The organism is Bacillus sp. RE35 (assembly GCF_052146655.1).
GTDB classification, from domain to species: Bacteria; Bacillota; Bacilli; order Bacillales; family Bacillaceae_G; genus Bacillus_A; species Bacillus_A cereus.
In genome coordinates, this window is the sequence record NZ_CP197377.1 from 3,047,386 (window position 1) to 3,071,100 (window position 23,715).

The following is a 23,715-nucleotide window of genomic DNA, read 5'->3' on the forward strand; positions in this document are numbered from 1 at the left end:
TTCATAAAATTATATTAAATTATTTTTTATTCTAAGTTTATTCCAAGTAAAAGTCAAGGAATTCCTATCCGAATTTACCGAATATCTAAAAATCCTTTTAATACACCAATTGTCTCAGGTGCTTGCAGTCTTGCACATACGTACGGAAATTCCGTACTACCTTCAAACATCATTTGAGATGTAAGCGGTGCGCCTGCCCAGAAGATTTCATCATCAATTACGATAAACGGGAAAGCTTTATTTTGTCTTTGTAACTTTACATTTTTCAGTGGAACTGGTCCGTCACTATAAACTGTTATCTGTGCATTTGTGCGCATTAACGCTTGCCATACTCGCTTATCCACTTGTTTTGTACTTGGAAGTGAAATAATAATTTTTCGTTTTGCTGCTAAAATATCTTTTAATAGCCCTTTCGTTTCCTCAAGATTCATTTCCATAAACCAGCGTAAACGTTTCGATATTTTTCGTTCCCACAATTGTCTTGATGTCGTGCGATCATACACATCTCCGTGACGTTCTATATGAGCTGTTAATTGTGATAACGCTTGTTTTCTCGAAAGGTTTTTACGCATATAATGGCAATCTGATAATTGAATGAACTTCCCTCTCGCCCTTGTCACTGCTACATTGACGAGGCGATGGTTTTTGTGATCAAAGAATAATACGCCAGGTCGTTCTTGCGGATAACTGTCCACTGTATCAAAAATCATCATATCTCTTTCAGAACCTTGAAACTTATGAACTGTCGCCGCTAAAACTGGTATGTTTTGATATTTCGTTCTCTGCAACATTTCTCTAATACACGTCGATAAAAAGCGTGACTGCGCCCTGTAAGGTGTCACAATACCAATTGATTGAACACCGTCTAACAATCCGATTAACATCATTTGCATTGCTACTAAACCAGACATAATGTTAAAACGTGAACCAGAAGCAGCATCTTTTAACGAAAAAGCTCCCATTTGGCTCGTATCAAATAAAACACTCGCTTCATTTGCAAACGGCTGCAATTGCGCAAGTTCTTTACGCTCTGAAACAGACGGATGATCGTATACTCTATTTTTATAAATAAACGAATTCGTAAACTTCGATATATCCGCATGCATACGTCTTTGTTCCTGCAACATAAATAGGTTTGGGTGTGCTTCTGATTTATTAACAGACTCAACAATCCCAGCATGGTAAAACATATCTTCCCCAAGCCATTTGCGAACGAGTTCATGATTTGCCATCGCAATTGGAGGTAACTGTAAAAAGTCACCGCAAACGACGATACGTTTTCCAAGTGAAGCAGCTAATGCAATTTGCGGAACGAACGCCATACTCACCTCATCTACGACAACTAAATCAAATGTACGCTCATAAATTAGCGCATCAATGGCACATTTCGATAAAGTTGCGCCGATTACTTTCGCATTTTCAATATATTCTTTTTCTACTTCTTTAATTTTAGCCTTTTGCTTTCGAAGATCACTTTCAATCTCCTGCATACGCTTCTTATCAGAGGACGTTGCCTTATACGATAAGATTTTTTCACGAAGCTCTTGGCGTGTCTCTTCCAAGTAGAGTCTTTCCTCACCCCATGATCCGTTCGTCGTTTCAACTAACTTAGATGCAAGTAACGTTTCATGATTTCGTATATGTTCATGTTGACTATAACCGTAACGAACAATTTCGCCAGGCGTCCATTTCTTTTTCTTCTCAATTTGCTTCGTTACTTCACTCATTAATACGTCTACTGCCGCATTACTATGAGCTAACACAAGTACCGATTTTCCTTTTTGATAATGGGCCGAAATAATACGTGATAAATTGTAAGACTTCCCTGTTCCCGGCGGTCCCCATACGTACGTTGTCGGATTATAAAACGCGCGATATGCCAGTTCATTTTTTGGATTTTTCATCTTCTCAATATGTTTCGGGCTGCTCGTCCCATCAACAAGACGCTTTATACGATTACGTTTCAGCTTATCTTTACGTGCTTCTTTCAATCGCTCTTGCAGTTGCTCTAAAAGTTGCCACGGTTCACTGTATAAAACCGCCTCTCTTATTTCACCTTGTATATAATCATTTAATTTCAGTTCTATTTCTAATCCATGTACAGATAATACTTCTCCTGTCGCTTCCTCACCATCGAACTCAATTCGAATCGGTGAACCTTCAGGTAAGCTTACTTCCGAAATAAGCTGAAATACGTATACTGTACTTTCATAATCTGTATATAAAAAACGACCATTCATGATAGAAATTTTACTACCACCTATCGTTTTCCAATGTTTAATTTCATATGCTAATGCATAATGCCACTCTTTCATCGTTTCCGATAATGAAGGAGTTTGAGTAGTTGTATTCATCGTATAATCTCCTTCCTTCTCCCCAAACATACTTTCTCACTATACCATATAACACGCTAAAATTTGTAAGGTTTTTATCTTGCTTATTTTCTTAATTTTCAATAATATATTGTATATAATTTTCAGAAAGAAGGAATCTACATGCCAGTTAGAAGAATAGAACACGTTGGACTTATGGTTGCAAACTTAGAAGCATCTATCTCATTTTATGAAGAAGTAGTCGGCTTACAGCTCCTTAAACGTATGGGGCACCCGAACCCAGACTTAAAACTCGCTTTTTTAGGTGTGGAAGAATCGAAGGAAACGATACTCGAACTCATTGAAGGTTATAACTCTTCTCTTCCGGCAGAAGGAAAAGTACATCACATTTGCTTTAAGGTAGATTCATTAGAGGATGAAATTGAAAGAATACAAAAACACGGCGTAACCTTTTTACTAGGAGAAGAAATCGAAACATTACCAGATGGAACACGTTACATATTCTTCGCTGGTCCTGATGGGGAGTGGATTGAGTTTTTTGAGACGGAGAGATAAAGTGAAACTTTAGTCAGCCCACAATAAACGGGATAATAACTTTATGATTCACATAAGGAGTAGAAACTGATGAATACAGTTTTTATTATCGTTTTTTGGGTACTTATACTATTTCCACTTCTTAATATAATTCTGATAAAGAAGTGGAATATAAGTCCCATTGATCTCATGGGGGTATTTGGCAATTTAAAAATGCTGTTTACTTATAGCACTTTTACGAATGCAAAAATAGCCAAAATACGCAAGCAGTTTCGCATAAAAACTTGCATATTTTAGGCTGTTTAATTGTACTCCTTATTTTGTTAAAGTTACCCGTCGGTTCAATTCCAAAGATCTCAGCTGACGATTAACCCAAGTACCGATTTCGGATGACCCTCATGTGATGAAGTTCGTGTTCTGTATCCGTTACACTATCTGTAGCAACAGTTGCTATCTCATTTTCTTCAACACTTGACAAGGTAACACCTTCTTTTTCAAATTCAAAGAAAAGTTTTTATTTTTCAGCATAAAGCATTATAACTCAACTGTTTTCATACAAAATTTTATGCAAAAAAAGAAAAGCGAGGCTCCCTCATATCCCCGCTACATCAATGATGTATAAAATCCTATATAAGAGATACATAGACCAAAAAACAAGACCCCCTGTACATACAAGGATTCTATGAAATTATTTACTACCGATAATGGGGCGTTGTGTTAACTATATACGAATATCATATTCATCCAAAATTGCCCTTATTGATGGTACAATTAAAGTCTTGGAGGGGGATTATGGGAATTATTTTATATTTTGCATTTTATTTTGGAGTACTGTTTCTTATAATTGGTACTGCATTAGTTTTATTTATTATGGCTGCATTACCAAAAATCTGGAGTAAAAATCTATCATTCGTAATGATCGGTTTAGGGATAAATATACTTACTATTCCGTTGTCTTTTTTTATAGGTGGGATGGCAACAGATTCTCCTGATAGTACTAGGTTAGATTTTTGGAAAGGATTTTTCTTTATTCAAAAAATACCGCTCTTTTTACTGAGTTTTTTATTATTTTTAACTGTGGTGTTGTGGTTTATTCGTAAGAACAAGAAAAAAGTAAACATATAGAATTTCAAAACGACTTCCAATAACAAGAATTATGTAAATAAGCTGTCCATGTGGACAGCTTATTATTTTTTTGCTTAGCGTGCAAAATTCGCGTCTTGTTGGCGGTACCCCATCGCTATCAAGCTAAGTTCATACAACATCAAAGTCATTACAGCTCCATGAGTGCCTAATACTACTGTCCTTTTAAACATATAATTACATTTCTATTATTTATTTTACCACTTGTACAGATGCTGGTTTCCACCCTTGATTCTCTACCCAATCAATATTAACCTTATATTTTTTATTACTTTGTTTATCTCGTACATTACCGTAGGCTTTATTATTACCATTATTTCCAATAAAATCGAAAATCAATTGGCTCTCTGGAACATCAACAGCATAAGAGATTGCTTTTTTCATCTCACTCCAATCTACTGTTCCTTCTTTAAATTTCATATCAGGTTTTGCTCCTTGCTCTGTACCAATTGGCTTCCATGAAGGATTAGTTTGAGGATCCTTTTCTTGAGATACCGTTTTTTCTTCCTCTTTATTTTCAGTTCCGTTCGTTTTTACCGATTTTTCTACTTTTTGTTTCCCTTCTAACTGTGCTGCTTCTTTATCTTCGCTTTTCTTTTCTTCTATCTTTGCTATTTCTTTATCTTTAGTTTTCTTCTCTTCTAACTTTGTTGCTTCTTTATCTTCAGTTTTCTTCTCTTCTATCTTTGCTGTTTCTTTATCTTCAGTTTTCTTCTCTTCTATCTTTGCTGTTTCTTTATCTTCAGTTTTCTTCTCTTCTATCTTTGTTACTTTCTTTTCTTGAGCAATTGCTTTCGTTGATGTATTAGAAGGGGTAAACAATTGGTATGTCACTATACCAACTGTCACTAATACCAAAGTAAATGCAATATTAAAAATTGCCTTTTGACGACGATTCTGTTGTTTTTCTTGAAATCTGCTTACTTGTCCCATTCTTCAAACCTCCGTGTTTACTTTCTCCTCTACTCTTTATGTATTATCCCTAAAATTCTTAATATTTTTATTAAACAATAGAAATAAACTACACTTTCCATACAGGATTTCATATCATAATAAAATTTGTGTTTTTTCAAGTATCTGACATATGTTATTCAAAATAGTTTAATACATTAAAAATTGATAAGCTTCTGCACTTAAGAAACCTTCAATTTTATTCAAAGGTGATTCCAATTACGTCCACATTAGATCTCCTGTAGAAAGCTTTTTAACAATTAAACCTCTTCTTCCCTTATTAATAATTTTAAAATTAAATTTCCCTCTATAGTATAATAAAGATGTTTCGTTTTCTAATGGGGTATGTCGTAAAATCAAAAGAGATTTTATCTCTTTTACCTTCTTTTCAGAGTAAAGTTCACCACTAGGAAATTCTATTATTCCTAATGTAATCTTTAATTCGCTCTCATCAAAAGCCCACTCTTTATTAAGTTCTCTTATCTTTTGTATAAAGCTTCTTTTGGTTTGTCCTATATAGAGCAATGTTACATTCTTAGCATATACTCTAGAGATTGCAAATATCCCCTTCTTAGAAGCCTCTTCCCTATTATAAAAGTCATTTATACTATACATGCCATACCACTTAATATGTACTGTTTCTATGAATCTCACCTCGTTTTTAGACAATATTATAATTTCTGAATGTTCAAATTATTATGGGTACATATGCTTGATTACTTGAATTATAAATTGTGCTTTTCAATAATACATTTTATTATTACTAATTTCAATAATGAAGAAAAAATACAATATTATAGTTTAATTACAAAGCTGTATAAAAACAAAGTGATGTCGTGCCACATATTTTCTTTTTTTACAATTTCAAACTATCGTGAACAAAATTTTAAAATTTATGGAATAAAAATATAATGTGTATGTACATACATTTCTATTAATTGAAGAAACCTTCTTAATTGAGGTCGTACCACATGCCCATCAACTTAAGAATTCAGAATTACCCCAAAACGAAAAAATGAGCTTTTTTGCTACAAGTTAAAACAAAATTTCGTTCTGAGGGTATTTACCTTTCTTAGCTTGATAGCGATGGGTTTTACCTCTATTTAAAAAAGAATCCATTTTAATCAAAATGGATTCTTTTTTGCTTATATACTATTTTCTCAGTTTTCTTGTCTTATTTATTTTCTATAATATAAAATTCAGTTTTATATGTATAAATTACTTTTAATATCTTTATGATTAACTAAAGGTTCTAATCTTACTTTATATTTAAGTTTAAATCATTAACTTCAGCAAGTTTCTTCTTGCGTAAATAAATCATCGCAAATACAAAAACGATGCCTGATGCCACCGCAATAGCAATAAGAGCCTTTCTAACATCATCTCCTGCGCTAACATGACCCGTAACTTTCTCTGGATCGATGCCCATATCTTGTAATACACCACTGAAATTTATCACGAAGTGACCGATAATTGGTATTAATAGATTGTTTGTTCTTAAATACACAGCCGCGAAGAGGAAGCCCATTGCTGTTGTATAAATAAGCTGTAATAAAGTTGCATCTAAAGGTGCGCCAGAAAGTAAGTTTATAGCATGCACTAATGAGAAGAGCACACTTGACCATATAACAGCTAACAAAATACCGTTCTTTTTCTGGCTCCAAGCTTTTAACAATCCATTTAATAGAAACCCACGTAATAGAATCTCTTCATATGAAACAGCAGCAATTGTAGATACTACCGCTATTAGATAAGCTTGCATACTTGCTTTCATTAAATTATCAAATTCAACACCTATTAAATTTAGTACAACATAACTTAATCCTGGAAGTAATAACAGAAGGCCTAATCCAATTCGATTCATCATATTTCCAAATTTCAGTTTGAATACTGTCACATTAACTAGCAACATAATTACAATTAGAACAAAACGCGCTACTAATTGCGCTACATTATCATCAGTAAATATAATCGAGAAAACTGAATCTACTACGATTGTAAGTACCATAATTACTGCAAAAAAGCTAAGTATTACACCGGCTGGTGACTTTTCAAATAATTTTTTCATTAAATATCCTCCATTTTAATATATATATAAATAATTCCTCGAACCGAACGGTTCGGTTCGGATTCTAATGATACTATAAGTTTCTAGTTTTTTAAACCCTTTCTACAAATTATTAACATAGTAAAAACTAAATGTAATTATATCTCAGTTGCTTATTTACAATCAAATTCCAGTAATTATTAATGATTACTGATTACTCTTTTATAGAATGAAATGAAGGTGTGAGTAGCTCGCTCACTTTAGATAAACATATTAATAAAAATTATATATAATAGTTAAATGTCTATACATTAAAATTAACTATATATTTTTACTTTTTCTATGATTTTAGGTGAAATTAGTTGTATAACATGACTGAATTAACCAACTGGTCAATTATTATTGACAGAAAATCCTTTCATATGATAAAGAATATATAATTTAATGAATCTCAAACTGTATTGTTTTAGGTTCCTATAAGATAGGGATTGATATGATCAATTTTGCTTCAAACTTATTTATACTTACAATAAAAATTCAAAAAAATTATAGTGAAAATCACCCTAAATATTAAGTTCTTTTTATTAGGAGGACCACAAAGCATGACTAAAGTCGATAAGGTAAAAGAAAAGATCATTGAAACATCTTTATATTTATTTAATACTAATGGGATAACTTACACATCCATTCAGGATATAATGACAGCTACTGAACTATCTAAAGGAGCTATTTATCGTAGATTCAAAAATAAAGAAGAAATTGTGCTTGCTGCCTACGACAAAAGTGGTGAGATTATGTGGGGGCATTTTCATAAAGAAATGGAAAATAAAAAGACAGCAATCGATAAAATCCTTGCAATTTTCCTTATATATCAAGATGCAGCTAATAATCCTCCAATTGCTGGAGGCTGTCCATTACTTAATAGCGCAATTGAAAGTACTGGAGTATTTCCAGAATTACAAAAAGCAGCGGCAAAAGGCTATGATGATACAGTAATGTTAATGGCCTCTCTCATAAAGGAAGGAATAGAGAAACAAGAACTTAAAGAAGATATAGACATTATATCGCTCGCTTCTTTTCTTGCATCTTCAATGGAGGGAGCTATTATGGCAAGTCGAGTATCTAACGATAATATACACCATCAATATTTTATTGAACAAATAAAGCATCATCTTTACTCTTATTCTAAATAAGTGAGTACTTGCATCGCCTTCATTCAATTTTTATAAACTTAAATTGAATAAATACTCCTCATAAAAAGTATTTTCTGTTTATGAGGGAGGTATCATTTTTTAGCAGAGGTAGCTTACAGAAGAAATAGGGTTGTTTAATTAGACGAATATAAACACAATGTGGCCTATCACATACCCACTTGGACCTATTTTATCTGAAAAATGGTTAGGCAAAATATTCATTAGACGAATAGCAATTACAGGTATTTTGGAATTTCTATACCTAGTTTATGGCTAAGTGACCAACTAAAGAAATTCACGCTAACTTTGTATCTATATGTTGAATACACGCATTTATATCAAGAACCCTGAACCAGAATACTTCAACAATGGTACATTAAAAAAGCAAACAGAATACATCCAGCTTGATATGACACAAATGATGTCTGGTCTAATCCCTGGTGAAACGATAGAAATCCCCGAGGCATACATTGGCCAAAATCAGAAACTTCCAGCACCTGTTATTATCCATCGTTTAACCGATGATCAAACGCAAACACGTCTGAAAAACCAGGCTATACGTGAAAAGAAGAAAGGCATTATCATGAAGGATAAAAGTAAACGTTTAATGGGCATGAATGTATATATCACGAACACGTCGCTAGAAGAAGTACCGACGAACTACGTGCATTCATTATATTCACTTCGTTGGCAGATTGAAATTTTGTTTAAAACGTGGAAGTCATTCTTTGGAATTGATGAATGTAAAAATATAAAAAGAGAACGCCTAGAGTGCCATTTATATGGACAGCTCATCGGCATTCTCCTCTGTTCTTCTACGATATTTCAAATGCGACAGTTTCTACTTGAAAAGAAAAAACAGGAGCTGAGTGAATACAAAGCGATTTATATGATTAAAGATTACTTTCCTTTACTGTTTCAAGCGATAGCCGTTGGCACAGAAAAACTTTTAAAAATTCTGCATCCCCTTTATCAGCTGCTCAAAAAAACGGTCGTAAATGTCATAGGTATAAGAAGATGACGGTCTTTGATATTCTAGGGATTGTGTATAAAACGACGGTGAAGCAAAGACAAGCTGCCTAGCGAAAAAATTACGTTTTAATAGGCTTCTTTAGCATGCCTAATTTTTTATCACTTGCTAGTTTTGAAACAAAGATCATTTCGTATCTAGTAATTTACTTGGTTAGCTTGATGGGTATGAGGTCGTACCCCAATTAAGAAGAAAAAGAGTAGAAATTTAATCTCTCTACGCTGTTAAAATTATTCAACTCCCAAAAAACTGTACATCTTCTAGAGATACTAATTTTCTAGTTTTGATGTTTTTATAGCGCTTGAGCGTGATATTATTCAAGTTTTTTCATTGATAATGCATAAATACAAACAAAACCAGTAATACATCTTTTCTGTGCCGTACTGGTTTTGTTTAGATCATCTTAAATTGTAGCTAGTTCACCGAGATTGCAAATTCCGATTTCGGTGCCCCAGCGAATACGATTGTTCCGTTCTTCGGCAGTTTCGCCTTGTTATTGCCACTCAAGATGCTAAAGTTGACACAAACTCCCTTCTCATCATACACCGCAAACGAACCCTTTGGTGGCAACGTCACGGTCATTCTTTTCTCTGCTGCCGCTTGCGGAATTGTAAACCATTTCGCATGTCCATTTGCTCCCAGCGTAACTTGGGATGATTGGCCTATATCAATTGGTTTTACATTTGATTCACTTACGTATAACAACCCAGCCATCTTCATATATTCATTTCCACCTTCTGTATAGAAGTGTGTTTCCGTTGTATCACGGCCATTCATTACGGGAATTTGGAGCTGATGCGTTGCGGTATTCGGACCTGTAATTTTTCTGCCCCCCCAATAACCTGCTGGGCCTTCCTTGCGAGTAATTTGTGTACTAAGAAGTTTCGGTTGAACGAGATATTGAATAGAACTAAATTTCTCGTTTACAAGATAGAACTTGACACCTTCCCTCTTTGCCCATGCAGCAGCGGTTTTCTTCGATAGCACGTTGTCTTCTAGTTTCTCAGCTAAATAGTGGGTCATCACACTTTGCCCTAAACCTGGATGCGATTTATATGCGCTCTCCTTCAAATAAGTTCTTCCATTCTTCTCGGTTACGAAGTTGAGCTTGGAAGTACCTCCCTCATTAATAAAGCTTCCATCAGTAGTATATACATATTTTTCTTCTGGATTAGATGGTAAGAACAGTTCTCCGTTATTCGTAATTTCAATTTTGAAATGAGTTTCGCTATTGCCATAAAATCCTGCTTTCTTTGCTACGCCTTGAGGCATTTTGACTTTGACCGGCTTACCAAAGGATTTGTTCGGCTTGATTTCTTTAATAGTACCTTTTTCTTTAAGCGTAGCGAGCAGCAATTCAGTTGCCATTAGTTGATTTGTAGAGCTCCGTCCACCAGATGTCAATACAGCCGCTGCTATTTTCTGTTCCGGAAGCACGACTAATATAGCATGTTGCAATGCCGTATCGCCGCCCTTAGCCAAAGCTTTGATCCCATATTCACTGAATGGGTATAGTTTCACACTATCCCAGCCAAGACCATAGTTAAAAATATTCTCGCCAGCCCCCGGCCACATTCCTTTTTTATATTCCTCTTGCTCCATTGCCTTAACTACCTTATCAGAGAGGATTCCTTTTCCCTGTCCCATAAATAGTTGTGAGAATCGCACCATATCTTCTGCCGTGGAAGATATACCTCCCGTACCAATAACATTCACCGATTCAATTGGAAGTTGCCCTTGGTACGCCGGGTAATATAGTCCAGCCCGATTTTCATCCCTCCATTTGTCCTGCGGCGTTTTCGTATGATTCATTTTTAAAGGCCCTGTAAAGTTTTGATGTAGAAATTCAGTAAAGCTCATACCACTAACTCTTTCCACCAAAATTTCGGCCAGCGTAAAACCATCGTTACAGTATACCGAGAAAGCACCAGGATCCGCCTTCAAGTTTTGATTTGACAATTGCTGTAACAAGGTATCATGGGCATAGGTATCATTATCGTTAAATAAAAATGCATTACCTAACGTAGAACCTTGCAATCCAGAGGAGTGATTCAATAACATACGCGGTGTAATACGTTTGTATCGACCGTCTTTCATCTTAAAATCAGGAACATAGCGGACAACAGGAGCATCCAAATCGACTTTTCCTTCATCGACCAATTTCATTACAGCCGCTGTTGCATACATTTTACTAACTGAACCAATCCCGTATAAAGTATCTTTGGTTAGCGGCTTTTCCCCTTCCATATCGTTCTTGCCAGCCTGACCCGACAAAATAAGTTTTCCATTATCAATTAGTGCATACTGCACGCTAGCTGCCCCATGTGACTTCGTAAGTAGCTCCGCCTTCTCTGCTGCAATCTTCTTCAGTTCCTGACTAACTACTTCTTCACCAGTTACAACAGTAGTCTTACTTTCAGAAAATGCTTTCGCTCCTGTTGGTAGAATCATAGTTACCGCTAATGCAGTGGCTAACACACCAGTTAGCTTATTTTTCATCACGAAATTACCTCCTTAAATAATTGATCGTTTTCATCATTCATTTGTGTAACTATGAAACTATGATAAATTTTACCCGTTTTTACTTTTAGACTACTTGCTAAATTCAGCAAGTAAAATATTTTTAAAAGGATCAGGAGTATCAGCTTTAAGGCTGTTCAAATTGACTGCCAATGTATGCTTGCCTCCAAGTGTGCCTCCAGCAAAAGTTAAAAAGCCAGGAATGGTTCCTCCATGCCACCATATCGATACACCGTTTGAAAGCTTCATTTTGAAAATTCCAAGCCCGGAATCGCCAAGTTCATCTGTTCCTGTAGGGACTGTTGTAAGCATTTGCTTTAGTTGCTGTTCTTTCAATAACTTGCCCCCAAGTAAATAAGAAAAGAATTTGTTTAAATCATCAGCTGTAGAAATCATATCTCCGGCCGAGCTCCCCATACTTGGGTTATAATAAGTAACATCTTTTGGCTCACTTGCTCCGTCTAATTGGATATATCCACGGGCATGCTTGGTTCCTGGAATGACGCTTGAATTTCCAGGTAAGAATGTATTCGCTAATTCAAGTGGTTCAATAATTCGATTTTCAATCTCTTCCGCATAGCTGTTCCCAGTTACTTTTTCAATAAGAATTCCTAGTAATACATATCCTGTATTTGAATACGACCAGCTCTTTCCTGGAGCAAAATCTGGAGGCATGGATATTCCCATCTTTACTAATCCTTCAGCAGTATAAGATTTTTTTGTATCCATCATATTAAAATCCTTTGACCTTGTGTAATTAGCGATACCACTTGTGTGATTCAATAATTGCCGGATAGTAATCTGTTTATCATCATATCCATTTCCTTGAATGACACCAGGCAACCATTTTTCAATAGAATCGTCTAAATTCAAGCGGTTTTCTCCTGCTAATTGAAGTATAACTGTTGCAGTGAACGTCTTTGTCACGCTGCCAATTCGAAAACGAAAATCTGTTTTCATTGGTTTCTTAGTACTCAGATCAGCTACACCAGCCGCATAACTCCATGTTTTTCCACTCTCAGAAGTTTTAGCAAGTATCCCTGGATATCCTAGTTTCAATGTATCCCGCATTGCCTCTTTGACGGAATTATGATCTCTTTGGGTGCTTGTTTGTAACGAACTAGATACATTTTGAATGGACTCCGCTTTTACACTTAAGGTTGGAGTTGTATAAAACAGGGAACCTCCAGTTATTAAAAGGGCTAAACCTGTACATGTAATTTGGCGATGCTTTTTCATCAAAATATTCCTCTCCCCTATTCATATTGTATAAATGGTTATTTGCTGTTTGGAACTAATCACACAGCTTTCTTCTTACCCCACTGCAAAAGGACGACATTGAATCTGTAATGTCTCTTTTCCTCCAAACAAATCTTATTAATTGATTTGTTTTTTATAGAAATATATAGTATTTTTCTCCTCTCACTCTTCTTTACATTTTCATCTTACACAAGGAAAATCTCTTTTTTCTTACCTCTTCCTTACAAATTCCTTACGTTCAAAATCACTTTTATAATTGATTATTTTTTATGCGAGCCCCCTCACCATCAATTTAAGAATTAAAAAAGAGGGGATTATCCCCCTCCTTTTTACGCTTGCTCCGACTTTCGAAATTATTTAATATACCCACGATTCAGTTCCGTTAACTTTTCATTGATGTTAAAAATTTTCACTCTAATATCTTTTACACCAGCTGCTTCAAGTCTGCTCTTGTGCATTTCCGCGTATTTTTCAGCATCTTGTTTTTCTTCAAATACATAAATGCCTCCAGCTTCTTTTGTTTCTTCATTCTCAGTCCATATTTTCCAGTGGAATCCTTCTTCTTCGTTAATACTATTTGCTAAATCCCAAAATCCTTTTTCCATTTCTTCACCAAAAGGACCCTCAAACGGAAAATCAACTTGTAATAAATATGCCATTTTCACTCACTCCTATTTTTAATATAAAATTCTTGCCATTCTTTTACTGATTATGATCCGAATGATCGTAATGTCTAAATTCGTATTGCTATTATTATTCAAGCACTAATTTGAGAATCCCCCTATTTGTAACATAATCACATAATGATAGTAACTTGAACGCATAAAGTGAAAGTTTAATAGTTTTCAGTTATGTTTAAAAAATGTGATACAAACTTATCCCTAAACTAAGGACAAACAAAACAAGTGCAGGTATTGCTTTCTTAAAGGGATCTCTCGCTAATACAATTAGAGTTAATGCGGCTGCAAGCATCGTACCAGCTAATAACAATCCTGCCCATAAAGCTATTACTGGAATCCAGATTCCTATCAACATTCCAATCGCTCCTACAATCTCAAAAGCTCCAGTTAAGAAATTAAAAAACGAAGGTAAACCAAATCGTTTGAACTCATCTGCCATTTTCCCGGATATAATTTTCGTTCCTGTCATTAAAAAGAACAGAGACAACACTACTTTTACAATATTGATGAAAATTAAAATAGTAATCACACCTCTCTTATTATTTGGTAAAAACTCAGTATTGTTCAGATAATAGTCACTACCTTTATCCTATTTCCTGAGATTACCCGTATGGAAGTCGCTTCAATTTACATTACCCTTTTCAATATTAAAGGGCTGAAAATTATATGCTATAGCATATATAATACAAAAATTTGACTGGTACTAGGCAAAAAAGTGAACCTGAATCAGATATCATACAAAATAAAGCTATCTTCCCATTCCTCTAAACAAACAAAAAATTATATGCTATAGCATATATAATACCTAAAACAAAGTTTGTTCCTTATGAATAGCATAGCATCAATAAGGAACAAATATTAATAGTGTGTATCATACAATTTGTTTAATAACGATTGTAATACTTTAATTTCTTCCTCGCTCAAATTACTCGTAACGAAATGGTGAGCGTCTTTCACTACAGGCAAGATTGTTTTCTTTAACTCGTCACCTTTTTCAGTTAAAAAAAGGTTATGTGAACGCCTATCTTGGTCATTCAAAGCCTTCTTTACAATCCCTTTTCTCTCCATTGACTGTATCATTCTAACAACAGTAGTTTGATCTTTATCAATAGCTTCCGCCAACTCTTTTTGAGTAGTGCTCCTTTGGCTACAAAGAACACTAATAATCCCCCACTGCTCTGGCGTAACTCCATAAGGCTTTAATTTCTTCGTAAAATAATTGGTCATTTTCACATCAGTACGATGAACAAGATAGCCTATTAAATCATGTAAGTTCATATATCACCTCTATAAATTAAGATATAAAAGGATATAGCATACCAGTCAATCATTCACAATGAATGTATTTGTTTCACCATATATATGCTATGGCACATATAATAAAGTAGATTATTTTAATTGTCAAATGATTTACCTATTATTTTTCGAAAACAAAATCGCCCCCCTTAGATTATAGAAGGAATGACTAATTTGACGTATTTCTCTGGCGATTTCTCCCTTATCATTTTATGATATGCTAATAACATTTGATAAAATATGGTATCTACAAATAGTCAAACACCTTTAAAGATACCTCGTCCAGTTCTTGCTGTTACAAGATAAACAGCATATAATCAGTTAACCACCCACATTAGCAACGAAAACATAAAGAAAAGGCATTCCAAATATGAAACACCTTCTTTCGTTTTATAAAACCATCCACTTAAATCTATTTTACAAATATAACATTCAACACGCTGAAATCTTCTATTTAACGTAATCACTCATTTAACTAAAAAACTTAGTTAATTGCACAATGCTCTTCTCACTTTTCTTGCAAAATTTAGTGGATCATCAACGTCTTCGATATTAACGTAAATCAAATTTGGATCATCACATAACCACTCATTGTGTATAGACGAAACAATTATTCCTTGTTTAATAATTGTCGCCACAAATTCAGTGACTTCTTTTTGTAAGAGTGCCACTCGGCCTAGGCATAATGCTCGTCCAGTTTTATTGTCTCGTGATTCGAATGAAAAGGAAGTTGTTACTCTAAAACGTTTTCCCAAGATTGTTGCTCGTATTTCATCCCTGTTTATTGTTGCCACGCATTTCCCACCGGCGAATCCTTCTTGCCCGCCGATAATTCTTGCAAACTGTTGACAAATTAATTCATCATTAAACGCCATACCTTTAATCATCCCCCCTTTTACTGTTAGGTTATGAATGAATACATAGGTCTGAAACGGTAATGAATCTAATGTATTATAAAAAAAATGATGACAATCTATCGAGAGCTATTAGCTCAATTATTCTTGATCGTATGAATTGTTATCAGAGTTTAAATGGTGCAGAATTTTCATTTTATGTTTAATGGGCATCGGAGACTGAAAGCAAAACTCAGCTATTATATGATAAGACATTTTTAAAAAGCATAAAAAAGACACCCTAAGGTGCTATCCTCCGACTTGAGAATCTTATCTATGTATGGAGAAATTTAGAAAAGACAAATACAAAAGAGAAAATTCGAACTATAATTTATAGAACTCTTATGCCATGAATTACTTACATATTTCCTTATTTACCAGAAGAAGAATCTCAGTTACATTATTTTCTGAACAGTCTCGTTAAAGCCATCCCAAGAAATCCAATGCCCATTCCTATTAGCCATCCAGTTTGGGCATTACCTAACATAGATCCCACTCCTCCACCAAGAAACATACAGCCAACGAATACTAATCCTCCAATTCCCCAATTTGGCCGTTCCATAATTCAATCACATCCTTTCAATAAAACATATGCGATTAGCTCCCTCAACTTTCTTCTATAGGATAGTTCATTATTTTGCTTAGGTTTAGCACTTCAGGGCATTCAAAAGATGCGAAGCTTGAGTCATTTATATAGATTGTAGAAGTATGAAGATTTTCCACATTTCAAAATAGTAAAGTATAAACATGAAAAAACTCCTAACAAATTTTGTTCGGAGTTTTTTCAAATACGCGATATTTATTTAATCTTCATTATTGAGTTCTATTGTACCTGTTCTAGCACTAACTTTTAAAATATTTAACAGATTATCAGGTGTCTTGATTTCCACTTCATATTCAAATTTTGATTGTGCTAAGTTGTCATCTTCTAATTCGAATTCTTTTTTCACATTAATAATTTCTCCATTTGTATGAGCTAAAGAAATTTCACGAACTTGTTTCTCTGTGTAGTTTTCATTCTTTTTTGCATAATTGTAACCCATGCCATAATATCCACTAATAATAGCAATACCACTTACTAAAATAGCAATTACACTTATCATTATTTTCTTTTTATATTTTAACATTTTCATCCACTCCTTAATGATTAATCATCTATTCCAAATCTTGCTTCAAGTGCATTTTCTGCTTGCTCTAATTGATCTTCCAGTATATCGTGTTCTTTTTCTTGCGTTTGATATTGCTCAACAGTTATCGTTCCAGCGTGATAATCTGCTTCTAGCTGATTATCAGATAGATCTATCTTGTCATCCAATTGGTCAATTTCTTTTTTTGCTGCTAAGTACGTATTTAGGTTTTCTTCTTTTGCTCCAACTGGTTTCGTGTTATTTGCCTTTTCTACAATAGATGTGACTTCGTTTTTGAAATCTTGTGTTTGCTTCGTATCATTCGTAGCAGGCCCTATTTTGCTTGGTTCTTGTTGTAGTTGAGCGACTTCTTTTTGTAATTTATCATTTTCCACTTTCAGTTGTTGTACTTCTGTATTGTTATCAACTTGAGTAGAACAAGCTGTTAAGAATAAACAGGACATTGCTCCAATCAGCATCCATTTTCCCATTCTGTTTTCCTCCCTTTACATGTGCACCTTATCCTTGCCTTTATATTACTCAACAAACATTAAAGGAAGATTAATGTACAAAAAAATAAAGTGAAGGCTTTTACAGGCAGTTAATCCCTACCTCCCTCGCATTCACCGAATTTTGAGGGAGGAGTCTTACTGCCCGTTAATGCGGGATAAAATGATATAATTAACTAGTTTCTAATCTTTCTTTAATGTTTTGGAATTATAGTGATACATATTAATAAGAAGAAAAGGAGAATGTTAATGCGAGTTCTTATCGTCGAAGATGAACAAGACTTACAAAATATATTGGTGAAACGATTAAATGCAGAACATTATAGTGTCGATGCATGTGGGAATGGAGAAGATGCCCTGGATTATATAAACATGGCTACCTACGATTTGATTGTCCTTGACATTATGATTCCCGGAATAGATGGTTTACACGTATTACAAAGATTACGCGCGGACAATAATGCAACTCCTGTCTTGCTTCTTACAGCTAAAGATACAATTGATGATCGTGTAACAGGACTCGACTTAGGTGCAGATGATTATTTAGTAAAGCCGTTTGCTTTTGATGAACTGTTAGCAAGAATTCGAGTGTTAATGCGAAGAAAAACAGGAAATACATCTAATGTATTTGAAATCGCTGACCTAGTGGTAGATTGCAATATGCATAAAGTAACACGAGGAGACCAAGTTATCACTCTTTCCAGTAAAGAATTTGCTATTTTAGAATATATGATTCGTAATAAAGAAGTTGTGCTGACACGAGATAAAATTGAGCAACATGTGTGGAATTACGACTATGACGGCGGATCGAATATTATTGATGTTTACGTCCGCTATCTTCGTAAAAAAATTGATAGCCAGTTTGAAACGAAGTTAATTCATACAGTACGAGGAACTGGTTACGTATTGCGAGTAGAATCATGAAAAGACTATCAATAAAAATGAGAGTGACCCTGTGGTATACGGGGCTAATTGTAATTATTATGGCACTCGTGTTAGCTTTTATTTTAACTTCTTCAGATAAAGTTTTGCTTTTTAATATGAAAGATCAATTAAAGAGCACAGTAAAAGAAAGCATGGAAGATATCGAATATAAGCATGGGCAGTTAAAGATTGACGATGATTTTGAAACCTTAGAAGATGGAGTAAATATAAGCATTTATAGTAAACAAGGTGAGCTGTTGGTAGGACATAGTCCAACAAGCTTTAATAAAAAGATATCGCTTAAATCCGATGAAATACAAACCATTAAAGACGGCAATAAAGAATGGATAGTATATGATTTTCTCCATAATGCAGGCGGCGATGAGCAAGTCTGGGTTCGTGGAATAATGACTATGAACCAATTATCCTCAACGATGAATACGCTTATCGTGGTAACAATCATCTCATTCCCATTACTTATTCTTATTGCGGCATTCGGGGGATATTTTATCACGCAAAGGGCGTTTCGACCTGTGCAACAAATGAGTGATTCAGCCAGTAAAATTGGTGATGGTAAAGACCTTTCGAAGAGAATTAATTTACAAGGTTCACCGAAAGACGAAATGTATCATTTAGCACAAACCTTTGACAAAATGTTTGAGCGATTGGAGACATCATTCGAAAGTGAAAAACAATTTACATCTGACGCATCTCATGAATTAAGAACACCAACATCTGTTATTATTTCGCAATGCGAATACGCTTTATCGCAGAGAAATAATCCGAAAGAAATGGAAGAATCGTTAGAAGTAATTTTAAAACAATCACGTAAAATGTCCGCTCTAATCTCACAACTCTTATTATTAGCACGAGCTGACCAAGGAAACCATAATACTTTCCAATTTGAATGTATCAATATGAGTGAATTAACGGAAATCGTTGTAGAAGAGCTTTCATTAATGGTTCAAGAAGCTTCGGTTGAAATAACAACTAATATAGAGGAAGACCTATTTATTAAAGCAGATCAAACATTGATGATGCGTTTATTAATGAATTTACTAACGAATGCGATTGCTTATAGTAAAGCGAGCGGAACTGTGCATATGCAACTATTCCGTGATGAAACCAACATAATAGGTAAAGTCTCCGATAATGGCATCGGCATCAGCGAGCAACATATTACTAAAATATGGGACCGCTTCTATCGAGTTGACGCAGCACGAACATCTTCAAACATCGGAAACACAGGTTTAGGATTGTCGATGGTAAAATGGATTGTCGAACTACATGGAGGAGAAATTACGGTTGAAAGTAAATTAGGAGAAGGCAGTACTTTTACATTTAAACTACCAATTGAAAAAAGAGCATAATTTATACGTGTCTGTCGCTTCAGAATAAAGATTGATTCAAAGGCTCTCTACAATCCTTATGTAAAAATAACTGAAGCATTTTAAACATCATCGATTTTATCATTTTGGACAACCTATTCTGTTAAATTAATATACATGCGAAAAAACTATCAAAATAAAACCCCAGAAATCCAATGGTCTCTGGGGCTTCATTATATATTTAGCTCTTTTTGCTTTTTGTTTTGTTTATGTCTATAGAGCAATTTACGACTTATTAGAGAAATCACTAATAAGGTCAGAATTAATAAGATAAGTTGCATAAATGATAAATCAAAATATTTAGCACCTGTAACGATTAAAAGTGTAGAAATCGTGCCTTTTACAACGAAAAAAATAATAACCCATAACCCGCCTTTTTTCCAGTTCATTTTATATTACCCTTTCCTACGTTTAAATTCTTAAAATATTTAATGATAGTTCGTAAATATGACAACTTAATAGAAATCTATTATATTAACAAAAAATTCATGTCTAATTAAATGCGACGATTCTATATTAAGTGAAAATGATATTCATTGTCAATTTTATTGATTATTTGAATACTTATTCTTAATCTCTTTCTACTTTGTTTCTTATTAACAATACACTTTTGTATTCAAACAAAAACACCTCCATTACATTTGCACACTTAGTATGCGAATGCAAGAGGTGTTTTTTCATATACCATCAGGTAAGATTTCCTGTTTTGTTTATTTCTTGATACGTAGCTATTTTTTAGTACACGATAACTGGATCATACGTGTTCAAACTATCATAGACAGTTTTTGCAACATTAGGAAGAAGGTTCACACACCCACCTGATCCTCCTGTTAAATAAGCATTATTTCCCCAGTCTTTTCGCCAGCCGGCATCGTGGAATCCTTGACCACTATTTGTGAATGGAACCCAGTAATCTACTTTAACCGCATAATCAGCTTTCCCTACTGCGCTACCTCTTAGCGTGTATGGTGTTCGTTTATATAGAACGTACCACACACCTGGTGATGTATCTTCACCAGTACTATGTTTACCAGTTACTACATTTGTTGTAACAACTAATTTTCCATCTTTGTAAATCCAAATTTGTTGCTCTGCAATTGAAACTTCCGCATACGTGTCTCCGATGCCATTATTCGCTGTTGTTTTATAACCGATACCTTCCTTCTCCCAACCATTTCCGTGAATGTTAGAAGCAGAAAGCGACTTTTCGCCTTTCTCAAAGGCTTGTTGAACTTGTTTAGTTTCTTTTTCAACATCTAGTGCCCAGCCGTAGCCTTGCCCTTTTACTGATATGACTGAACCAGAATGCGTTTTAAATGAGAAATCTTTATTTAATGTTGATTTGGCATTATTAATTTCAGTAATTTTATTCTTAATGTCGCTCGCGTCAATTGTAACTTTCATATCCTTTGACATAGAAGCATTTTGAATTAAATCTTTTGCTTTTAAAGGATAAACTTCATCCTGCACTTTATACTCAACAGACTGCCCAAGAAGATTCTGTAGTGCTTTCTCCTCTTTTTTGACAATCGGATCGTCTTCTTTAATAGGTTTTATGTATGCAGACTTCAGATGAATTTCGCTTTTATATTTTTGCTTATCGTAATCTTTCAGTAGACTAGTAACGTCATACTGTTTTCCTTCAACACTTTTCGAAATAACAATTTTTCCTTGTTCTAGCTTCGCCATAGCATCTTGAGGCGCTTTTAATTTCTCATTCATAGAGATGAGCTTTTCTTCTACAAGTTTTTTCATCGTTTCACTACGATACTGATCTGCCTTCTCTGGTAGCAATGAATAATTTTCTCCCTTTGAGGAAGGGAAAAATGTCCACTGACTTTTTAATAGTTTCTTAACTTGAGGCAAATCTTTTTCCGTAAGTTCCGTTTTTGTATCTTTTTCATCTAAAATTTGTTGTTGGTCAACATAGACTTTGTTTGCTAGTCCAGATGTCTTTAATTTCTGTATTGCCTGATCAGCGCTCAGACCACCAACTTTTGTGTCATTAATTGTAACATTCGAATTGAAGTGAGTTGCCTGATAATAACTCATTCCCCCAATAAGAAGTGCAATTACACCAATACCCACTGCGATAAACTTCCAATTTGTATAACGTTTTTTTGATCTTACTCGTTTTTGATCAATTTCTTCAACTGATTCATTTGTTGTATTGTTGTTCATCAATCTTTCCCCCGTATGCATTAACATCAAACGATTTTCAACTAAAATCATAGACTAGTGTACCTTATTTTTCCTAAAATTTCATTATTTCCGACCACATTTTATCGCAATTTAATGATTTAATTTAGATTTTTTAATAGTACGATGCATTGAACAGCCCTTTACAAGTCATAAAGTGAAACTTAAATTAACCGTCACACCAAGATATTTAGCTTAATATTCTAGGGGGAAATTTTTCTCTTTACGTAAAATACGAATTATATTATCCATTTTCATGAACATCAATCCCTAATTTTGTCAAAAAAATAAACGATAGTCCTTCTACATTTTTGATAAAAGGACTATCGTTTTTTCAGTTAGAGTATTTGTATAATCGTTTAACTTTTTATTTCCTGAAGGTCTAATGTGATGAAGATGATGAAATTTCATCTCATAGCCTTTAAATGAAAAACATTATTTTTTTATGACAATCAAGTTTATTTTTATAAATTAAACCCTTAGCTTGATGCCTTCCATATATCCAGCAGCCTAAGATTAAGTAAGAGTCCGTTCAACTAGATTTTTTCTAATATTTTTAGGAGCATCTTATTTCAGCCTCGTTAGATTACACTAATTGAATTTAAAACAAATCCGTATGCTATTTAGTAAAATTTACGATTCGAGACATAATTATTGCAGTAGCCAAGATAATAATAGCGGTTATCAAACCAGATTCTCCAATCCAAATCTCAGTTTGATCTCCTGTACTTGCACGTGCGAAAGGTCCTTGAATAATGGCATTCCAAGTAGTATGAATGATAACCGAAGGCCAAACGCTACCTGTGATAAGTCGTAAATAAGCTGTAATATAACTGAATGGCACAATACAAAAATAGATGCCAAGTACTGAAAGTAGGGCAGATGTTCCCTCTACATATAGACCAGCAATAACAATTGGAACATGCCACGTTGCCCAAATCAATCCGCTAATAAGGATTGGGCGTGAAAACTCTGCATCGATTAGTCTTGTAAGCATATAACCTCGCCAACCCATTTCTTCTCCCATAACTGGAATTAAGTTAAGCAAGCTACCTAATACTCCGCTCAATACTACTATAAAAATGAAACTTAATGGTATCGGTAGATACTGAAATCCAAGTATATTGTAAATAGGTTCTAGCATACCACCTTGCGGGGGCTGAAACCTCGCAATTCCGCTCAACCAGGCGATAGAATAAGTAATTCCACAAATAATCATAGGTATTAGCAGAGCAAAACCAATCCCCTTCCATATCTTTAAGTTACCGAGACTAAAAGATACATCTTTAAACCCTTCTTTCAATATTATGCGAGTCAAAATAGAAGAAAATGCTGGGGTAAACATATATACCACAATAAGCGGCATACTTTTAGTAATCATTACTACTACATTTAGAATAATAGAAGTAATGGTTAAGATACTTAGAAAGAGTTGAAGTCCTATTTTAGCACGTTGGATTTTATCTTTATTGTGGAATGCTTCTCCGTGTAATAACATTGTAATCCGCCCTCCCCCTTTTATTCATTTGTTTATCAAATTTACTTCCTGTCATTTCAACAGCTACAACTTAGAATAAAAATATTTTGACATACAGATCATTCATCTTTAAAATCCCTCCCAAATTCATAATCTAGTCTTACTTGCGATTCAACAATTTAATTATTATTTATAAACTGTCATAGCCGAT

General features: G+C 34.3%; 21 protein-coding genes and 1 pseudogene. 6 read left to right on the forward strand and 16 right to left on the reverse strand.

Going from position 1 to position 23,715, the window contains the following annotated elements:
- Nucleotides 1-74: 74 nt before the first annotated feature.
- Nucleotides 75-2,384, reverse strand: a complete 2,310-nt coding sequence (locus ACTL4X_RS15705; RefSeq protein WP_140161584.1) for an AAA domain-containing protein — start codon at nucleotides 2,382-2,384, stop codon at nucleotides 75-77.
- Between the two features lie 111 nt (nucleotides 2,385-2,495).
- Here ACTL4X_RS15705 and ACTL4X_RS15710 point away from each other — a divergent pair, with 111 nt between their 5' ends.
- A complete protein-coding gene (locus tag ACTL4X_RS15710) occupies nucleotides 2,496-2,888 on the forward strand; it encodes a VOC family protein (protein ID WP_001145268.1) in 393 nt (130 codons plus the stop codon).
- A 771-nt stretch (nucleotides 2,889-3,659) separates the two neighbouring features.
- On the forward strand, nucleotides 3,660-3,992 hold the full coding sequence (locus ACTL4X_RS15715) for a hypothetical protein (protein ID WP_000511402.1): 333 nt from the start codon (nucleotides 3,660-3,662) through the stop codon (nucleotides 3,990-3,992).
- Nucleotides 3,993-4,202: 210 nt separating this feature from the next.
- On the opposite strand, the gene ACTL4X_RS15720 is transcribed toward ACTL4X_RS15715, so the two are convergent.
- The 3 genes from ACTL4X_RS15720 to ACTL4X_RS15730 form a co-directional block, all read right to left on the reverse strand.
- Entirely contained in the window at nucleotides 4,203-4,943 is a 741-nt protein-coding gene (locus tag ACTL4X_RS15720; protein ID WP_000532032.1) for a YrrS family protein, read from the reverse strand.
- Nucleotides 4,944-5,180: 237 nt separating this feature from the next.
- Complete coding sequence (locus ACTL4X_RS15725) at nucleotides 5,181-5,615, reverse strand: hypothetical protein (protein ID WP_002164503.1); 435 nt, start codon at nucleotides 5,613-5,615, stop codon at nucleotides 5,181-5,183.
- Nucleotides 5,616-6,219: 604 nt separating this feature from the next.
- Nucleotides 6,220-7,029 (reverse strand): CPBP family intramembrane glutamic endopeptidase, encoded by an 810-nt coding sequence (locus ACTL4X_RS15730; protein WP_069358102.1) that lies wholly within the window; start codon nucleotides 7,027-7,029, stop codon nucleotides 6,220-6,222.
- Nucleotides 7,030-7,610: 581 nt separating this feature from the next.
- Here ACTL4X_RS15730 and ACTL4X_RS15735 point away from each other — a divergent pair.
- The gene (locus ACTL4X_RS15735) at nucleotides 7,611-8,201 is read left to right on the forward strand and encodes a TetR/AcrR family transcriptional regulator (RefSeq protein ID WP_000169655.1); all 591 of its coding nucleotides are present in this window, start codon (nucleotides 7,611-7,613) and stop codon (nucleotides 8,199-8,201) included.
- Nucleotides 8,202-8,520: 319 nt separating this feature from the next.
- Nucleotides 8,521-9,284, forward strand: a pseudogene (locus ACTL4X_RS15740) (transposase); the annotation flags it as partial.
- A 361-nt stretch (nucleotides 9,285-9,645) separates the two neighbouring features.
- On the opposite strand, the gene ACTL4X_RS15745 reads toward ACTL4X_RS15740, so the two are convergent.
- The 9 genes from ACTL4X_RS15745 to ACTL4X_RS15785 all read right to left on the reverse strand — a co-directional run bounded on the left by ACTL4X_RS15745 (nucleotide 9,646) and on the right by ACTL4X_RS15785 (nucleotide 17,498).
- Entirely contained in the window at nucleotides 9,646-11,730 is a 2,085-nt protein-coding gene (locus ACTL4X_RS15745; protein ID WP_086400854.1) for a serine hydrolase domain-containing protein, read from the reverse strand.
- A 93-nt stretch (nucleotides 11,731-11,823) separates the two neighbouring features.
- Complete coding sequence (locus tag ACTL4X_RS15750) at nucleotides 11,824-12,990, reverse strand: serine hydrolase domain-containing protein (protein WP_441394919.1); 1,167 nt, start codon at nucleotides 12,988-12,990, stop codon at nucleotides 11,824-11,826.
- A gap of 374 nt (nucleotides 12,991-13,364) precedes the next feature.
- Entirely contained in the window at nucleotides 13,365-13,670 is a 306-nt protein-coding gene (locus tag ACTL4X_RS15755; RefSeq protein WP_000323767.1) for a monooxygenase, read from the reverse strand.
- Between the two features lie 196 nt (nucleotides 13,671-13,866).
- Complete coding sequence (locus ACTL4X_RS15760; protein WP_074555409.1) at nucleotides 13,867-14,217, reverse strand: DoxX family protein; 351 nt, start codon at nucleotides 14,215-14,217, stop codon at nucleotides 13,867-13,869.
- Nucleotides 14,218-14,549: 332 nt separating this feature from the next.
- Nucleotides 14,550-14,969: a MarR family winged helix-turn-helix transcriptional regulator gene (locus tag ACTL4X_RS15765; RefSeq protein ID WP_001048563.1), complete on the reverse strand. Its 420-nt coding sequence runs from the start codon at nucleotides 14,967-14,969 to the stop codon at nucleotides 14,550-14,552.
- 506 nt (nucleotides 14,970-15,475) lie between these two features.
- A complete protein-coding gene (locus tag ACTL4X_RS15770) occupies nucleotides 15,476-15,874 on the reverse strand; it encodes a DUF1259 domain-containing protein (RefSeq protein ID WP_000589729.1) in 399 nt (132 codons plus the stop codon).
- Between the two features lie 406 nt (nucleotides 15,875-16,280).
- A complete protein-coding gene (locus tag ACTL4X_RS15775) occupies nucleotides 16,281-16,442 on the reverse strand; it encodes a hypothetical protein (RefSeq protein ID WP_000441009.1) in 162 nt (53 codons plus the stop codon).
- 241 nt (nucleotides 16,443-16,683) lie between these two features.
- Nucleotides 16,684-17,007: a PepSY domain-containing protein gene (locus ACTL4X_RS15780; protein WP_086395834.1), complete on the reverse strand. Its 324-nt coding sequence runs from the start codon at nucleotides 17,005-17,007 to the stop codon at nucleotides 16,684-16,686.
- A gap of 20 nt (nucleotides 17,008-17,027) precedes the next feature.
- Nucleotides 17,028-17,498 carry a hypothetical protein gene (locus tag ACTL4X_RS15785; protein WP_086400856.1) on the reverse strand — a complete coding sequence of 157 codons (471 nt, stop codon included), beginning with the start codon at nucleotides 17,496-17,498 and terminating at the stop codon, nucleotides 17,028-17,030.
- A 267-nt stretch (nucleotides 17,499-17,765) separates the two neighbouring features.
- On the opposite strand from ACTL4X_RS15785, the gene ACTL4X_RS15790 reads away from it, so the two are divergent.
- Together ACTL4X_RS15790 and ACTL4X_RS15795 are read left to right on the forward strand one after the other, a co-directional pair.
- Nucleotides 17,766-18,440: a response regulator transcription factor gene (locus ACTL4X_RS15790; protein ID WP_086395832.1), complete on the forward strand. Its 675-nt coding sequence runs from the start codon at nucleotides 17,766-17,768 to the stop codon at nucleotides 18,438-18,440.
- Nucleotides 18,437-19,810, forward strand: a complete 1,374-nt coding sequence (locus tag ACTL4X_RS15795) for a sensor histidine kinase (RefSeq protein ID WP_002164500.1) — start codon at nucleotides 18,437-18,439, stop codon at nucleotides 19,808-19,810. The genes ACTL4X_RS15790 and ACTL4X_RS15795 overlap by 4 nt, the downstream gene beginning before the upstream one ends.
- 191 nt (nucleotides 19,811-20,001) lie before the next feature.
- Here the strand turns inward: ACTL4X_RS15795 and ACTL4X_RS15800 are convergent, their stop codons facing one another.
- The 3 genes from ACTL4X_RS15800 to ACTL4X_RS15810 form a co-directional block, all read right to left on the reverse strand.
- Nucleotides 20,002-20,217: a hypothetical protein gene (locus ACTL4X_RS15800; RefSeq protein ID WP_001104104.1), complete on the reverse strand. Its 216-nt coding sequence runs from the start codon at nucleotides 20,215-20,217 to the stop codon at nucleotides 20,002-20,004.
- Between the two features lie 346 nt (nucleotides 20,218-20,563).
- On the reverse strand, nucleotides 20,564-22,009 hold the full coding sequence (locus ACTL4X_RS15805; RefSeq protein WP_001064070.1) for a L,D-transpeptidase family protein: 1,446 nt from the start codon (nucleotides 22,007-22,009) through the stop codon (nucleotides 20,564-20,566).
- Nucleotides 22,010-22,646: 637 nt separating this feature from the next.
- Complete coding sequence (locus ACTL4X_RS15810; protein ID WP_000924281.1) at nucleotides 22,647-23,525, reverse strand: CPBP family intramembrane glutamic endopeptidase; 879 nt, start codon at nucleotides 23,523-23,525, stop codon at nucleotides 22,647-22,649.
- Between the last annotated feature and the right edge of the window lie 190 nt (nucleotides 23,526-23,715).

Excerpts from the sequence above, each read along its gene's own strand:
- ACTL4X_RS15705 (WP_140161584.1), bottom strand. The coding sequence starts at position 2,384 with ATGTTTGGGGAGAAGGAAGGAGATTATACGATGAATACAACTACTCAA.
- ACTL4X_RS15710 (WP_001145268.1), top strand. The coding sequence starts at position 2,496 with ATGCCAGTTAGAAGAATAGAACACGTTGGACTTATGGTTGCAAACTTA.
- ACTL4X_RS15715 (WP_000511402.1), top strand. The coding sequence starts at position 3,660 with ATGGGAATTATTTTATATTTTGCATTTTATTTTGGAGTACTGTTTCTT.
- ACTL4X_RS15720 (WP_000532032.1), bottom strand. The coding sequence starts at position 4,943 with ATGGGACAAGTAAGCAGATTTCAAGAAAAACAACAGAATCGTCGTCAA.
- ACTL4X_RS15730 (WP_069358102.1), bottom strand. The coding sequence starts at position 7,029 with ATGAAAAAATTATTTGAAAAGTCACCAGCCGGTGTAATACTTAGCTTT.
- ACTL4X_RS15735 (WP_000169655.1), top strand. The coding sequence starts at position 7,611 with ATGACTAAAGTCGATAAGGTAAAAGAAAAGATCATTGAAACATCTTTA.
- ACTL4X_RS15745 (WP_086400854.1), bottom strand. The coding sequence starts at position 11,730 with ATGAAAAATAAGCTAACTGGTGTGTTAGCCACTGCATTAGCGGTAACT.
- ACTL4X_RS15750 (WP_441394919.1), bottom strand. The coding sequence starts at position 12,990 with ATGAAAAAGCATCGCCAAATTACATGTACAGGTTTAGCCCTTTTAATA.
- ACTL4X_RS15755 (WP_000323767.1), bottom strand. The coding sequence starts at position 13,670 with ATGGCATATTTATTACAAGTTGATTTTCCGTTTGAGGGTCCTTTTGGT.
- ACTL4X_RS15765 (WP_001048563.1), bottom strand. The coding sequence starts at position 14,969 with ATGAACTTACATGATTTAATAGGCTATCTTGTTCATCGTACTGATGTG.
- ACTL4X_RS15770 (WP_000589729.1), bottom strand. The coding sequence starts at position 15,874 with ATGATTAAAGGTATGGCGTTTAATGATGAATTAATTTGTCAACAGTTT.
- ACTL4X_RS15775 (WP_000441009.1), bottom strand. The coding sequence starts at position 16,442 with ATGGAACGGCCAAATTGGGGAATTGGAGGATTAGTATTCGTTGGCTGT.
- ACTL4X_RS15780 (WP_086395834.1), bottom strand. The coding sequence starts at position 17,007 with ATGTTAAAATATAAAAAGAAAATAATGATAAGTGTAATTGCTATTTTA.
- ACTL4X_RS15785 (WP_086400856.1), bottom strand. The coding sequence starts at position 17,498 with ATGGGAAAATGGATGCTGATTGGAGCAATGTCCTGTTTATTCTTAACA.
- ACTL4X_RS15790 (WP_086395832.1), top strand. The coding sequence starts at position 17,766 with ATGCGAGTTCTTATCGTCGAAGATGAACAAGACTTACAAAATATATTG.
- ACTL4X_RS15795 (WP_002164500.1), top strand. The coding sequence starts at position 18,437 with ATGAAAAGACTATCAATAAAAATGAGAGTGACCCTGTGGTATACGGGG.
- ACTL4X_RS15800 (WP_001104104.1), bottom strand. The coding sequence starts at position 20,217 with ATGAACTGGAAAAAAGGCGGGTTATGGGTTATTATTTTTTTCGTTGTA.
- ACTL4X_RS15805 (WP_001064070.1), bottom strand. The coding sequence starts at position 22,009 with ATGAACAACAATACAACAAATGAATCAGTTGAAGAAATTGATCAAAAA.
- ACTL4X_RS15810 (WP_000924281.1), bottom strand. The coding sequence starts at position 23,525 with ATGTTATTACACGGAGAAGCATTCCACAATAAAGATAAAATCCAACGT.